The organism is Pseudomonas sp. ADAK13, from assembly GCF_012935715.1.
In the GTDB taxonomy this organism is placed as follows: Bacteria; Pseudomonadota; Gammaproteobacteria; order Pseudomonadales; family Pseudomonadaceae; genus Aquipseudomonas.
On record NZ_CP052860.1, the window covers coordinates 4309325 to 4322817 of the forward strand.

Below are 13493 nucleotides of genomic sequence, written 5' to 3' on the forward strand. Positions count from 1 at the left end.
GGCCGGCTTGAGTGGTAGAAGCCAGATCAAAAGCCAAAGCCAAAGCCAAATCTGAAACTGATGCAGCTCTGCTTTTCTGTGGGAGCTGGCTTGCCTGCGATGCAGACACCTCGGTTTTTCAGGTACACCGAGGCGATGCCATCGCAGGCAAGCCAGCTCCTACAGTTGGACCGTGCCCGCTTTAGATTTTGATTTTGCTTTTGCCTTTGCTTCACACCACTCAAGCCGGCCTGTAGGCCGCTGTGCTGTTGATCTGCTTTTGATCTTGATCTTAGGCGCCCCGTTAAACCACGCTGGCCGAACGCAGGTAGTACGGAGCGGGTAAACCGGCAGGACGCCGGTTTAGCCGCGACGGGGCAGGGACGCCCCGTCGCGGCGGCCCGCTTCGTGCTGCCGGAGAGAGGGCACACCGAGCCTGAGCGAGGTGCCGAGTGGTGGGGCAAGAGCGTTTTGCTTACTTTTGCGCTTTTCAAAAGTGAGCCGCCGTAAGGGCGGAACCCATTTCAGCAACACCCGAAAAAACGGATATACACCCACCCCCGGCATCCCCCTAGAATGCAGCTCCTCCACCTCTGGCATTCGGGGCACTCATGCACATCTCATCGGGCCGCTGGGTCTACGGTTTATCCCTGGCCCTGCTGACCGCGCTGCTCTGGGGCATTCTGCCGATCAAACTCAAACAGGTATTGCAGGTGATGGACCCGGTCACCGTCACCTGGTTTCGCCTGGTGGTCTCCGGCAGTTGCCTGTTCGTCTACCTCACCGCCGTCCGGCGTTTGCCCGATTGGCGCGCCCTCGGGACCAAAGGCGGCTGGCTGGTGGCAATCGCCGTGTGCGGCCTGATGGGCAACTATGTGCTCTACCTGGTCGGCCTGAAGCTGCTGAGCCCCGGCACCGCGCAACTGGTGGTGCAGGTGGGCCCGATCTTCCTGATGATCGCCAGCGTCTTCGTGTTCAAGGAACGCTTCAGCCTGGGCCAGGGCGTGGGCCTGCTCATATTGATCACCGGCTTCGGCCTGTTCTTCAACCAGCGCCTGACCGAACTGCTGACCTCCCTGGGCGCCTACACCGCCGGGGTGCTCACCATCCTGCTGGCCACCACTGTCTGGACCTTCTACGCCCTGGGGCAGAAGCAGTTGCTGACCGTGTGGAATTCGGTGCAGGTGATGATGGTGATCTACCTGTCCTGCGCCCTGTTGCTGACACCCTGGGCGCACCCGATGGAAGCGCTGCAACTGAGCCCGGTACAAGGCTGGCTGTTGGTCGCCTGCTGCTTCAATACCCTGGTTGCCTACGGCGCATTCGCTGAAGCCCTGGCCCACTGGGAAGCCTCGCGGGTCAGCGCCACCCTGGCGATGACGCCGTTGGTGACCTTCGTCGCGGTCGCCGTGGCTGCGTGGATGTGGCCCGACTACGTGCACGCCGAAGACATCAATGCCCTCGGCTACGGCGGGGCCGTGTTGGTGGTACTGGGTTCTGCAACGGTGGCGCTGGCGCCTTCGTTGTTCGCCGGGCTCAGGGCCCGGCGTGCACGGTTAGCGTCTCAATGACCGGCTTCCAGCATGTTTTCCGGGCGCACCCACTGGTCGAACTCTTCATCCGTGAGGTAACCCAGTTTGAGCGCCGCTTCCCGTAGGGTCAGCCCCTCGGCATAGGCCTTCTTGGCAATCTCGGCCGACTTGTCGTAGCCGATGTGCGGGTTCAGCGCGGTCACCAGCATCAGGCCGCGCTCAAGGTGCGCAGCCATTTGCTCGGCGTCCGGCTCCAGTCCGGCGATGCAATGCTCCTGGAAGTTGCTGCAACCATCGGCCAGCAGGCGGATCGACTCCAGCAGGTTGTGGATGATCACCGGCTTGTACACGTTCAACTGCAAATGCCCCTGGCTCGCCGCGAAGCCGATGGTCACGTCGTTGCCCAGCACCTGGCAGGCCAGCATCGACAGCGCTTCGCACTGGGTCGGGTTGACCTTGCCCGGCATGATCGAACTGCCCGGTTCATTTGCCGGCAGCTTGACCTCTGCCAGCCCGGCCCGCGGCCCGGAGCCCAGCAGGCGCAGATCGTTGGCGATTTTCATCAGGGCCACAGCCAGGGTTTTCAGGGCGCCGTGCAAGGTGGTCAAGGGCTCATGGCCCGACAGCGCGGCAAATTTGTTCGGCGCGGTGACAAAGGGCAGGCCGGACAGCGCCGCCAACTCGGAGGCGATCGCTTCGCCAAAACCGTGGGGCGAATTGAGCCCGGTGCCCACCGCAGTACCGCCCTGGGCCAGTTCACACACGGCGGGCAGGGCGCTGCGGATCGCGCGTTCGGCGTAATCCAGTTGCGCTATAAAAGCCGACACTTCCTGGCCGAAAGTGATCGGCGTGGCGTCCATCATGTGGGTGCGGCCGGTTTTCACCAGCTTCATGTGCCGCGCCGACAGTTCCGCCAGGCCGCCGGACAGTTCACGGATGGCCGGCAACAGCTTCTCGGTGACGGCCTGCACGGCGGCGATGCTCATGGCCGTGGGGAAGCAGTCGTTGGAGCTTTGTGAGCGGTTCACGTGATCGTTGGGATGCACCGGGCTCTTGCCGCCACGGGCTTTGCCCGACAGTTCGTTGGCGCGGCCGGCGATCACTTCGTTGGCGTTCATGTTGCTCTGGGTGCCGCTGCCGGTCTGCCACACAACAAGCGGGAACTGGTCGTCGTGCTTTCCGTCGAGCACTTCGTCGGCGGCCTGTTCGATCAGCCGGGCGATGTCGGCGGGGAGGTCGCCATTGCGGTCGTTGACCCGGGCCGCGGCCTTTTTGATCAGGGCCAGGGCGTGCAACACGGCGAGGGGCATGCGTTGGTCGCCGATGGCGAAGTTCACCAGCGAGCGTTGGGTCTGGGCGCCCCAGTAAGCGTCATCCGGGACTTGCACTTCTCCCAGGCTGTCGGTTTCGATACGGCTCATCGGGCACACTCCTTCAGGTTCGTTTGCGCAGTTTAGGCCTTGATCGTCCCTGGGGGTTCCCTTAAAAGACTTTTCATCGGATTAAGCCCCGCAAAACCAGGCCCCATAAGGCGTGGGGTTGAGCCGCGGCGTTTTTTAGGCGCAGAATGGGCGCCCTTGGGGTCTTACCTCGCCTGCTAGAAAAGGAAACTCGATGACTCGTCTTCGTGCCATCTGTACCGCGGTTGCTCTGGTATGTGCCAGCGGCCAGGTTTTTGCCGATACCGCCAGCCACAACGCCAGTGCCGAAGCCTTCCTTACCCTGGCCCATGCCGACAAGCTGGGTACCCCGGTGTACATGCAAGTGCAGCAAATGTTCGCCCAGCGTTTCGAGCAGACCAAGGCACCGGCTTCCAAGCAAACCGTCCTGGACACCTACCAGGCCAAGGCCAACACCGCCCTGGACCAGGCCATCGGCTGGAACAAGCTCAAGCCGGACATGATCAAGCTCTACACCGACAACTTCAGCGAATCCGAGCTCAAGGACCTGGTTGCGTTCTACCAGTCGCCACTGGGCAAGAAAGTCCTGGAGAAAATGCCTCAGCTGACCCAGCAATCGGCCCAGATGACCCAGGCCAAGCTGGAAAGCGCGGTACCGGTGGTGAACAAGCTGCTGGAAGACATGACTAACGAGCTGACGCCAAAAGCCCCGGCCCCGGCCAAGAAGAAGTAAACAGGAATGACCATGCAACAGCGTATCGAATCGGCACTCGTCGCCCTGAGCCCGGAACACTTGAGCGTGCTGGATGAAAGCCATATGCACAGCCGTGGGTTGCAGACCCACTTCAAGGCGGTGCTGGTGAGCCAGCAGTTCGAGGGTCTCAATCGCGTCAAGCGCCACCAGAAGGTCTACGCCACCCTGGGTGACCTGATGAGCGAATTCCATGCGTTGGCGCTGCATACCTACACGCCTGAAGAATGGGCAAAAATCGACGCAGCCCCGGCCTCGCCGACCTGCGCCGGCGGTCACTGACACTGTGGCACATTGGCTTGATGTGGCGAGGGAGCTTGCTCCCGCTGGGCTGCGCAGCAGCCCTTCTGCCAATCACCGCGATCTTGCTGAAAGGTTGCACCTGCCTTGTTGGGGCCGCTTCGCAGCCCGGCGGGAGCAAGCGCCCTCGCCACAGTAAAGAGGCGGTCCATAATCGTCGCCATTTTTGTTAGAATCCGCAACGCGCCGCTCAGTCGGCGCGTTTTTTTTGCATCCGGTTCACCCTTTACGAGGGTAGCCACCTGGAGAGAACACCCATGACTCAACCGATTGTCGTGGCGGCACTGTATAAGTTCGTCACCCTCGAAGATTACGTCGCCCTGCGCGAGCCATTGCTGCAGGCGATGGTCGACAACGGCATCAAAGGCACCTTGCTGATCGCCGAAGAAGGCATCAACGGCACCGTATCCGGCAGCCGCGAAGGCATTGATGGCCTGATGGCCTGGCTCAAGAACGACCCGCGCATGGACGACATCGACCACAAAGAGTCGTACTGCGACGAGCAGCCGTTCTACCGCACCAAGGTCAAGCTCAAGAAAGAGATCGTGACCTTGGGCGTTGAAGGCGTCGACCCCAACAAGAAAGTCGGCACCTACGTGAACCCGCAGGACTGGAATGCGCTGATCAGCGACCCTGAAGTGCTGCTGATCGATACCCGCAACGACTACGAAGTGTCCATCGGCACCTTTGAAGGTGCGATCGACCCTAAGACCACCAGCTTCCGCGAATTTCCCGACTACATCAAAGCCAATTTCGACCCGGCCAAACACAAGAAAGTCGCCATGTTCTGCACCGGCGGCATTCGTTGCGAAAAAGCCTCGAGCTATATGCTCAGCGAGGGTTTCGACGAGGTGTATCACCTCAAGGGCGGCATCCTGAAGTACCTCGAAGAGGTGCCGCAGGAAGAAACCAAGTGGCAGGGCGACTGCTTTGTGTTCGACAATCGCGTGACCGTGCGCCACGACTTGAGCGAAGGCGACTACGATCAATGTCATGCCTGCCGCACACCGGTCAGCGTTGAAGACCGTGCATCCGAACACTACGTGGCTGGCATCAGTTGCCCGCATTGCTGGGATAAGCTTTCCGAGAAGACCCGTCGCAGTGCGATCGACCGGCAGAAGCAGATTGAACTGGCCAAGGCCCGCAATATGCCGCACCCGATTGGCTACAACTACAAGCAATCCCCATCTTCCGAGGCCTGAGCCATGTCCGCGCGCCTGCTCTATGTAATGGATCCGATGTGTTCCTGGTGCTGGGGTTTCGCCCCGGTGGCCAAGGCGCTGGTTGAGCAGGCCCAGGCCGCAGGCGTGGAGCTGCACCTGGTGGTGGGCGGCTTGCGCACCGGCAGCGGCGCGGCGCTGGAGCCGACCACTCGGCGCTACATTCTGGAGCATTGGCAGGCGGTGACCGACGCCACCGGCCAGCCGTTCAAGCGCGAAGGCGCATTGCCCGAAGGGTTTGTGTACGACACCGAGCCGGCTTGCCGCGCCGTGGTCACCGCCCGCAGCCTGGCACCAGATTGCGCGTGGAAACTGCTGGGCCTGATCCAGCAGGCGTTCTATGTCGAGGGTCGTGACGTGACCCGCGCCGACGTGCTGGTGGAGCTGGCCGAGACGGCCGGTGTGCCGCGTATCGAATTCGCCGAAGCCTTCGACCGGGCCGACCAGCATGCGGCCACCGCGGCGGATTTCACCTGGGTCCAGGATTTGGGCATCGCCGGTTTCCCGACCTTGTTGGCTGAGCGCAACGGGCAACTGGCGCTCCTGACCAACGGCTATCAGCCGCTGTCCGAGTTGGCGCCGCTGTTGAGTCGCTGGCTGGAGCGAGCTGCCTGTGCATGATCAGCCTGATCCCATCGAACAACCGAAGCGCGTCGACCGGTTGACCTGGGCGGAAGTCCGCCGCCTGGCCTTGCGTCACAAGAAATCCCTGTGGATCGCCAACGGCGTTGCCGTGTTGGCGACCCTGTGCAGCGTGCCGATTCCGTTGCTGTTGCCGTTGCTGGTGGACGAAGTGCTGCTGGGCCATGGCGACGCGGCGCTGAAAGTCATGAACCATGCGCTGCCCCTGGGTTGGCAGAAGGCCGCCGGTTATATCGGCCTGATGCTGCTGGTGACCTTGCTCCTGCGTTGCGGCGCGCTGGTGTTCAACGTGTTGCAGGCGCGGTTGTTTGCGCGGCTGGCCAAGGACATCGTGTATCGCATTCGTGTGCGGCTGATCGAGCGGCTCAAGCGCATTTCCCTCAGCGAATACGAAAGCCTGGGCAGCGGCACGGTGACCACGCACCTGGTGACCGACCTGGACACGGTGGACAAATTCGTCGGCGAGACCCTCAGCCGTTTCCTGGTGGCGATGCTGACGCTGGTGGGCACCTCCGGCATCCTGATGTGGATGCACTGGAAGCTGGCGCTGTTGATCCTGCTGTTCAACCCGCTGGTGATCTACGCCACCGTGCAGTTGGGCAAGCGGGTCAAGCACCTGAAGAAGCTGGAAAACGACAGCACGTCGCGGTTTACCCAGGCCCTCACCGAAACCCTTGATGCGATCCAGGAAGTGCGCGCCGGCAACCGCCAGGGCTTTTTCCTCGGGCGCCTGGGCCAGCGTGCCCAGGAAGTGCGGGACTTTGCGGTCAATTCCCAGTGGAAAAGCGACGCCTCCAGCCGTGCAAGTGGCTTGCTGTTCCAGTTCGGTATCGACATCTTCCGTGCGGCAGCGATGCTGACGGTGTTGTTTTCCGACCTGTCCATCGGCCAGATGCTGGCGGTGTTCAGTTACCTGTGGTTCATGATCAGCCCGGTGGAACAACTGCTGAACCTGCAATATGCCTACTACGCGGCGGGCGGGGCGCTGACCCGGATCAACGAACTGCTGGCCCGCGCCGACGAGCCGCAATACGCCGGCGGCGCCGACCCGTTTACCGGGCGTGAGACCGTGGGCATCGAGGTGCGCGGCCTGAACTTCGGCTACGGCGAAGAGCTGGTGCTCGACCAGTTGAACCTGAACATTGCCCCGGGTGAAAAGGTCGCGATCGTCGGCGCCAGTGGCGGCGGCAAAAGTACCCTGGTGCAGCTGTTGCTGGGGTTGTATACGCCGCAGGCCGGCAGCATTCGTTTTGGCGGGCTGACCCAGCAGGAAATCGGCCTGGAGACGATTCGCGAGAATGTCTCCGTGGTGCTGCAACACCCGGCACTGTTCAATGACACGGTACGCGCCAACCTGACCATGGGCCGCGAACGCAGCGATCAGGCCTGCTGGCAGGCGCTGGAGATTGCCCAGTTGGACGCGACCGTCAAGGCACTGCCACTGGGCCTGGACAGCGTGGTCGGGCGCTCCGGCGTGCGCTTCTCCGGTGGGCAACGTCAGCGCCTGGCCATTGCACGGATGGTGCTGGCGGAGCCGAAAGTGGTAATACTCGACGAAGCGACCTCGGCGCTCGATGCGGCGACTGAATACAACCTGCATCAGGCGCTGGCACGGTTTCTCAGTGGCCGTACCACCTTGATCATCGCCCACAGGCTGTCGGCGGTGAAACAGGCGGATCGGGTGTTGGTGTTTGATGGCGGGCATATTGCCGAAGATGGCGACCATCAGCAGTTGATTGCCGACGGTGGCTTGTACGCCAAACTTTACGGACACTTGCAACAAGTGCGGTGATTTAGCCTACGCTGAGCTATCAGGAGCGGTTTTCACTCGCGTGCGTATTTTAGTTGTGCATGTGCAAGGGACCTCATGAAGCAAAAGCAGACTCTCGGAACCCCTCGGTTATTGGGCATCGTCTGGCCTTTTATAGCCGTCGTACTGTTCCAGGCATTGTTAGGCTGCGTCAGTCTCTACGTGCTCTCGGCGGTGCGCGGCTATGTGGCGGGCGAAAGCCTGTGGTCCAAGGGCCAGAAAGACGCGATCTTCTACCTGACGCTGTACGCCGACAACCGCAACGAAGCCACCTTCCTCAAATACCAGAACGCGATTGCCGTGCCCCAGGGCGGGCACGAACTGCGGGTGGCCCTCGATCGCCCGACCCCGGACCTGACCGCCGCGCGCCTGGGCATTCTGAAGGGCGGCAACCACCGTGACGACGTTTCCAGCCTGATCTGGCTCTACCTGAACTTTCGCCATTTCAGTTACCTGGAAAAAGCCATCGAGCTGTGGACCGTGGGCGATGGCTATCTGGTGCAACTGGACGACCTGGCCCAGGAGATGCACCGCGCGATCCTGGCCAATCAGGTCAGCAGCGCCGACGTGCAGGGCTGGAAGGAGCGGATTTTTGCGATCAATGACGGTGTGACGCCGGCGGCCAAAGCCTTCAGTGATGCCTTGGGCGAGGGCTCGCGGATGATCCTGCGCCTGCTGCTGGTGACCAACCTGGCCACGGCGCTGGGCCTGATCATGTTGGCGTTGCTGCGCACCCACAAACTGCTGGCCCAGCGGCATGCGTTTGCCGACGCATTGCAGTTGGAAAAGGAGCGGGCGCAGATCACCCTGGAGTCGATTGGCGATGGGGTGATCACCACCGACGTCGACGGCGCCATCGCGTATATGAACCCGGCCGCCGAAGCCCTGACCCACTGGAAAGCCGCCCAGGCCCAGGGGTTGCCGCTGGCGGCGCTGTTCAACTTGCTGGACGAGAATGCCCAGGCCGACGGCTTTACCCTGATAGAACGCATCCTGGGCGGCCAGCTCGGCGGCGGCAGCGAGCATTCAAAGCTGATCCAGCGCCTGGACGGCACCACCGTGTCGGTCACCCTGGTGGGCGCGCCGATCCGCAGTGCTGGCAAAGTCGTCGGCGCAGTGCTGGTGCTGCACGACATGACCCAGGAACGCCAGTACATCGCCAATCTGTCCTGGCAGGCGACCCACGATGCCTTGACGGGCCTGGCCAACCGGCGCGAGTTCGAGTTCCGCCTGGAGCAGGTGCTGCATAACGTCGGGCGCCAGCAATCGGGGCGCCACGCCTTGATGTTCCTCGATCTGGACCAGTTCAAACTGGTCAACGACACCTGCGGGCACGCCGCCGGGGATGAGCTGTTGCGGCATATCTGCGCACTGTTGCAGTCCGACCTGCGGGAAGGCGACACCCTGGCCCGGTTGGGCGGTGACGAGTTCGGCATCCTGCTGGAGAACTGCCCGGCGCCGGTGGCGGAAAAGATCGCCGAAAGCCTGCGCCATACCGTGCAAAGCCTGCACTTTGTGTGGAAGGGCCGGCCGTTTGTCACCACCGTGAGTATCGGCCTGGTGCACATCACCCAAGCCCCCACCACCCTGGAGACGTCCCTGCGTGCCGCCGACATGGCGTGCTACATGGCCAAGGAAAAGGGCCGCAACCGCGTGCAGGTGTATCACGCCGATGACTCGGAATTGTCCCTGCGCTTTGGCGAGATGGCCTGGGTGCAGCGCCTGCACATGGCCCTGGAAGAGAACCGTTTTTGCCTGTATGCCCAGGAAATCGCGCCCCTGGGGCACACCGAACATGGCGACGGGCACATCGAAATCCTGCTGCGCCTGCATGACGAGGCGGGGCGGATCATCCTGCCGAACAGCTTTATTCCGGCGGCCGAACGTTACGGGTTGATGACCTCCCTGGACCGCTGGGTGGTGGAGAACGTGTTCAAGATCATCGCGGGCTGCATGCGTGAGCGCCCGGGCCGGCCCATGGCCATGTGTGCGATCAATCTGTCAGGCATTACCATCGGCGATGAAGACTTTCTCGGGTTTTTACGTGAGCAATTCAGCGCCTATGGCATCCCGCCAGAAATGATTTGTTTTGAAATTACAGAAACCAGCGCTATCGCGAATTTGGGCAGTGCAATTCGTTTTATTAACGAGCTCAAAGAGTTAGGGTGCTATTTCTCCCTGGATGACTTCTGCGCCGGGATGTCCTCGTTCGCCTATCTTAAACATTTACCTGTAGACTTCTTGAAGATCGATGGAAGTTTCGTAAAGGATATGCTGGACGACCCGATTAACCGCGCTATGGTCGAAGTGATCAATCACATCGGCCATGTCATGGGTAAGCGCACAATTGCCGAATTTGTCGAGACACCCCAGATCGAACAAGCCTTGCTTGAGATCGGGGTCGACTACGCTCAGGGATACCTGATCGAGCGTCCGCAGTTGTTTACCTTTGATAGTTTGCAGTGTCGACCTGTGCGACCGCAGCCTCTGTTATTCAAGGCGCCTGGCACGTTCCGATGAAACATTTGCTGGTCTGTACATATCACAAATCAAAAGGAGCCCGACAGTGATCGACACATTCAACAGAACCGGCCCGCTTATGGAAGCCTCAAGTTACCCCGCCTGGGCGCAGCAACTGATCCAGGCCTGTAGCGAGAGCAAGCGCCGCGTTGTCGAACACGAACTGTACCAGCGCATGCGCGATAACAAGCTCAGCGCCAAGACTATGCGCCACTACCTGATTGGTGGTTGGCCAGTGGTGGAACAGTTTGCGTTGTACATGGCACAGAACCTCACCAAGACCAAATTTGCCCGCCATCCTGGGGAGGACATGGCGCGCCGCTGGCTGATGCGCAATATTCGCGTGGAACTCAACCATGCCGACTATTGGGTGCATTGGGCCCGGGCCCATGGCGTCAGCCTCGAAGAGCTGCAGGCACAGGAAGTGCCGCCGGAGTTGCATGCGCTGAGCCATTGGTGCTGGCACACCAGCTCGGCCGATTCGCTGATTGTTGCGATTGCCGCCACCAACTACGCCATCGAAGGGGCCACTGGGGAGTGGTCTGCCGTGGTGTGTTCGACCGGCGTGTATGCCGCAGCATTCCCTGAGGAAGACCGCAAGCGCGCCATGAAGTGGCTGAAGATGCATGCCCAGTACGATGACGCCCACCCGTGGGAAGCGCTGGAAATCATCTGCACCCTGGCCGGCATGAACCCGACCAAGGAACTGCAGGTAGAGCTGCGCCAGGCAGTGTGCAAGAGTTACGACTACATGTACCTGTTCCTGGAACGCTGCATGCAGTTGGAAAAGTCGGCAGCCAGCAGCCGCAAACAACCGGAACTGGTTGCCAGCGAGGCATAAACAGCGGGATGGCGGGGCCGCTGTGAAGTAAAGCGGTTACCCCGCCATTGCCAGGCGATTGCGACCTTCACGCTTGGCCACATACAAGGCATTGTCCGCCCGGCGCAACAGGCTCTCGGCGGACTCTCCCGCCAGCAAGGTCGAGCAACCCAGGCTCACCGTCAATTCGATACGTTCCTCATCCGCCCAGTAATCCTGGGCCTGTGCCGCCTGGCGCAGGCGCTCACCGACCATCGATGCCGCATCCCGGCCGGTGTTGGACAGCAGGATCAGAAACTCTTCCCCGCCAAACCGAAATACCATGTCCACATTGCGCAGCTGGTTCTTGATCGAGGCGGCGACCGCTTTCAGCACCTTGTCGCCCGTGGCGTGGCCGTGGGTGTCGTTGATGTGCTTGAAGTGGTCGATGTCCAGCATCAACAGGGACAGCGGCTGCAGGTGCCGGCGGGCCATGTCGATTTCCCGTTGCAGGGTCTGGTCCATGGCGATGCGGTTGCCGGTTTCGGTCAGCGGGTCGCGCAGGGCGCTGCGGGTTGCCGCGCGGTAGAGCAGGGCGTTGCGCATCGGGTAGAGGAGGGTGGCCAGCAGTGATTCCAGGTTGGCCAGCTCGTCATCGATGAAGCGTTGGTTGCGCCGAAACACCAGTTCACCGAGGTGCTCGCCGTCGTGGCTGAGGGCATAGCTCACCGAATGATGACCGCGATGGCCATATTCCAGGCGCAGGTCGCTGGCTTCGTGACGGTATTGCAGGGCGTCCAGCGGCACCAGGCGTTGGATTTCGCGGAAGAACAACGCAAGGATGTGCTCCGGCTCCAGGCTGGTTTGCAACTGCATGCCCAATTGCTGGCGAAGTTGGGCAACAGTGGCGGGGCGTCGCGGGAGTAAGGAAGGCTGACCAAAGCCCAGGCGTTGCAATTTGGCACTGTCGAAGTCAATTGCGTTGGTCTGGGTCGGTGTTTTCATAAGCGAATGAGCCTCTAAGCACAAAACTGTCTTACAGGCTGGGTGAGAGCGTCTTACTGTTCCTTCAGTTCCGTAGGACTGACGTACAGTCTAGCCCGGTTTGCTTGAGGGTATAACTGCCGCACGTCTTATAGCCGGGGCCGCGTTGCTGCGGCCCCGGCATTGGGCTTATTGTTTTTGCGGGTCAAACTGCTTGTCGCGGATAAACAGCGCCGGAATCACCCCGCAGATGAAGTACGCACCGCCCATGACCAGGAACCCCACGCCGATCGAACCATGGGACGCCAGGAAGCCAATGGCCGCCGGCGCCACTGCCGCGCCAATCCGGCCAATGTTGTAGGCCCCACCCACCGCCGAACCGCGAAATTTCGCTTCGAAGCTTTCGGTCATGTAGGTCGCGTTCACACCGTAGGGAATGCCGTACAGGAAGCCGAACACGATCAGCATCCACAGGATGTTGTCCGGGCTCTGGAACAGCACGATCACCGGCAGGAAAATCGCCGTGCCCAGCGCGCCGACGGCGAACACCAGGCGCCGGCCGAGGCGGTCTGCCGCGAGCCCGGCGAGCACCTTGCCGAAAATCATCGCCGCGTAGGTACCGACCATGTAGCTGGTCATCGACTTGAAGTTCATCCCCAACTCGCCTTCCAGGTAGGACGGCATCCAGTTGTTGACCCCGTAGTAGCCGAACTGCAGGAAGCCTGCGGTCAGCGCCCAGAGGATGAACATGCGGCTGGCTTTCGGGTCGCTGAAGATCAGCTTGAACATGCCGTCGGGCTTCTTCGCCGAGACGCGCTTGATGCCTTCGGCCTTTTCCCGGGCGCGTTCGGCCTGGGCCTTGAGCCAGGCTTGCGGCTCCGGCACCAGGCGCTGCATCAGCACGGCGAGGATCACCGGGATGATCGCCACGTAAAACAGCCAGCGCCAGCCGTGGTTGGGCAGGATCCAGCCGGCGAGCAGGGTGGCGACGATGTAGCCCACCGACCAGCCGGCCTGCAGGGTGCCGAGCACGGTGGTGCGATAGCGGGTCGGCACGTATTCGGCCATCAGCGTGTTGCACGCGACGTATAGCGCGCCCAGCCCCAGGGAGGCGAAGAAGCGCGTGCTCGCGAACTGCCAATAGCTGTGGGTCATGCCCAGGATCGCCGTGCCGGCAGAGAACAGCACGATGCTCCAGACCACGGTTTTCACCCGGCCAAATCGGTCACAGGCCCAGCCGCCGTAAATCCCGCCGATGGCCATGCCGGCCAGGGTGAAACTGCCCAGGCTGCCGGCTTCGACGCTGGTCAGGCCGAACTCGGCCTTGAGGCTGCTGAGGCTGTAGGACAACAGCATCAAATCTGCACCGTCGATCAGCAGGCCGAGGAAGCAGAAGATGAAAACAATGATCCAGAGGTTGTTTTTCGCGGGCGACAACGCGCCCGCCGAAGCGGCGACTTCCATAGCGATACCTTGTTGTAGTTGTTAGGGCACAAGTTATGGGTGTTGCGGTAATGCGGTTGGAGCACGATCAAAATGTGGGAGCGGTGTTGTTC

Annotated in this window: 11 protein-coding genes; 8 read left to right on the forward strand and 3 right to left on the reverse strand. The window is 61.4% G+C overall.

Annotated features, from left to right (window positions below; genetic code table 11):
* The first annotated feature begins 590 nt into the window (after positions 1-590).
* Positions 591-1550, forward strand: a complete 960-nt coding sequence (locus HKK54_RS19905) for a DMT family transporter (RefSeq protein ID WP_010176014.1) — start codon at positions 591-593, stop codon at positions 1548-1550.
* Here the strand turns inward: HKK54_RS19905 and HKK54_RS19910 are convergent.
* Positions 1544-2932 (reverse strand): class II fumarate hydratase, encoded by a 1389-nt coding sequence (locus HKK54_RS19910; RefSeq protein WP_010176012.1) that lies wholly within the window; start codon positions 2930-2932, stop codon positions 1544-1546. The two genes, HKK54_RS19905 and HKK54_RS19910, sit on opposite strands and share 7 nt — an antisense overlap.
* A 193-nt stretch (positions 2933-3125) precedes the next feature.
* Here HKK54_RS19910 and HKK54_RS19915 point away from each other — a divergent pair, with 193 nt between their 5' ends.
* The 7 genes from HKK54_RS19915 to HKK54_RS19945 all read left to right on the forward strand — a co-directional run bounded on the left by HKK54_RS19915 (position 3126) and on the right by HKK54_RS19945 (position 10995).
* On the forward strand, positions 3126-3644 hold the full coding sequence (locus HKK54_RS19915) for a DUF2059 domain-containing protein (RefSeq protein WP_003216742.1): 519 nt from the start codon (positions 3126-3128) through the stop codon (positions 3642-3644).
* A gap of 6 nt (positions 3645-3650) precedes the next feature.
* Positions 3651-3944 carry a BolA family protein gene (locus tag HKK54_RS19920; RefSeq protein ID WP_003216739.1) on the forward strand — a complete coding sequence of 98 codons (294 nt, stop codon included), beginning with the start codon at positions 3651-3653 and terminating at the stop codon, positions 3942-3944.
* 275 nt (positions 3945-4219) lie between these two features.
* On the forward strand, positions 4220-5164 hold the full coding sequence (trhO, locus tag HKK54_RS19925) for an oxygen-dependent tRNA uridine(34) hydroxylase TrhO (protein WP_010176008.1): 945 nt from the start codon (positions 4220-4222) through the stop codon (positions 5162-5164).
* A 3-nt stretch (positions 5165-5167) separates the two neighbouring features.
* Positions 5168-5803: a DsbA family protein gene (locus HKK54_RS19930; RefSeq protein WP_010176006.1), complete on the forward strand. Its 636-nt coding sequence runs from the start codon at positions 5168-5170 to the stop codon at positions 5801-5803.
* Positions 5796-7616 carry an ABC transporter ATP-binding protein gene (locus tag HKK54_RS19935; protein WP_169387543.1) on the forward strand — a complete coding sequence of 607 codons (1821 nt, stop codon included), beginning with the start codon at positions 5796-5798 and terminating at the stop codon, positions 7614-7616. Before HKK54_RS19930 ends, HKK54_RS19935 begins: the two co-directional genes overlap by 8 nt.
* A gap of 75 nt (positions 7617-7691) precedes the next feature.
* Positions 7692-10154 (forward strand): EAL domain-containing protein, encoded by a 2463-nt coding sequence (locus tag HKK54_RS19940; RefSeq protein ID WP_010176002.1) that lies wholly within the window; start codon positions 7692-7694, stop codon positions 10152-10154.
* 79 nt (positions 10155-10233) lie between these two features.
* Positions 10234-10995: a TenA family transcriptional regulator gene (locus HKK54_RS19945; RefSeq protein WP_442962307.1), complete on the forward strand. Its 762-nt coding sequence runs from the start codon at positions 10234-10236 to the stop codon at positions 10993-10995.
* Between the two features lie 36 nt (positions 10996-11031).
* On the opposite strand, the gene HKK54_RS19950 is transcribed toward HKK54_RS19945, so the two are convergent.
* Together HKK54_RS19950 and HKK54_RS19955 are read right to left on the reverse strand one after the other, a co-directional pair.
* Entirely contained in the window at positions 11032-11958 is a 927-nt protein-coding gene (locus tag HKK54_RS19950) for a GGDEF domain-containing protein (protein ID WP_010175998.1), read from the reverse strand.
* 168 nt (positions 11959-12126) lie between these two features.
* Positions 12127-13401, reverse strand: coding sequence for an MFS transporter (locus HKK54_RS19955; protein WP_010175996.1), 1275 nt, complete (start codon positions 13399-13401; stop codon positions 12127-12129).
* Positions 13402-13493: the final 92 nt, after the last annotated feature.

Excerpts from the sequence above, each read along its gene's own strand:
- HKK54_RS19915 (WP_003216742.1), top strand. The coding sequence starts at position 3,126 with ATGACTCGTCTTCGTGCCATCTGTACCGCGGTTGCTCTGGTATGTGCC.
- HKK54_RS19905 (WP_010176014.1), top strand. The coding sequence starts at position 591 with ATGCACATCTCATCGGGCCGCTGGGTCTACGGTTTATCCCTGGCCCTG.
- HKK54_RS19950 (WP_010175998.1), bottom strand. The coding sequence starts at position 11,958 with ATGAAAACACCGACCCAGACCAACGCAATTGACTTCGACAGTGCCAAA.
- HKK54_RS19930 (WP_010176006.1), top strand. The coding sequence starts at position 5,168 with ATGTCCGCGCGCCTGCTCTATGTAATGGATCCGATGTGTTCCTGGTGC.
- HKK54_RS19920 (WP_003216739.1), top strand. The coding sequence starts at position 3,651 with ATGACCATGCAACAGCGTATCGAATCGGCACTCGTCGCCCTGAGCCCG.
- HKK54_RS19940 (WP_010176002.1), top strand. The coding sequence starts at position 7,692 with ATGAAGCAAAAGCAGACTCTCGGAACCCCTCGGTTATTGGGCATCGTC.
- trhO (WP_010176008.1), top strand. The coding sequence starts at position 4,220 with ATGACTCAACCGATTGTCGTGGCGGCACTGTATAAGTTCGTCACCCTC.
- HKK54_RS19910 (WP_010176012.1), bottom strand. The coding sequence starts at position 2,932 with ATGAGCCGTATCGAAACCGACAGCCTGGGAGAAGTGCAAGTCCCGGAT.
- HKK54_RS19955 (WP_010175996.1), bottom strand. The coding sequence starts at position 13,401 with ATGGAAGTCGCCGCTTCGGCGGGCGCGTTGTCGCCCGCGAAAAACAAC.
- HKK54_RS19945 (WP_442962307.1), top strand. The coding sequence starts at position 10,234 with ATGGAAGCCTCAAGTTACCCCGCCTGGGCGCAGCAACTGATCCAGGCC.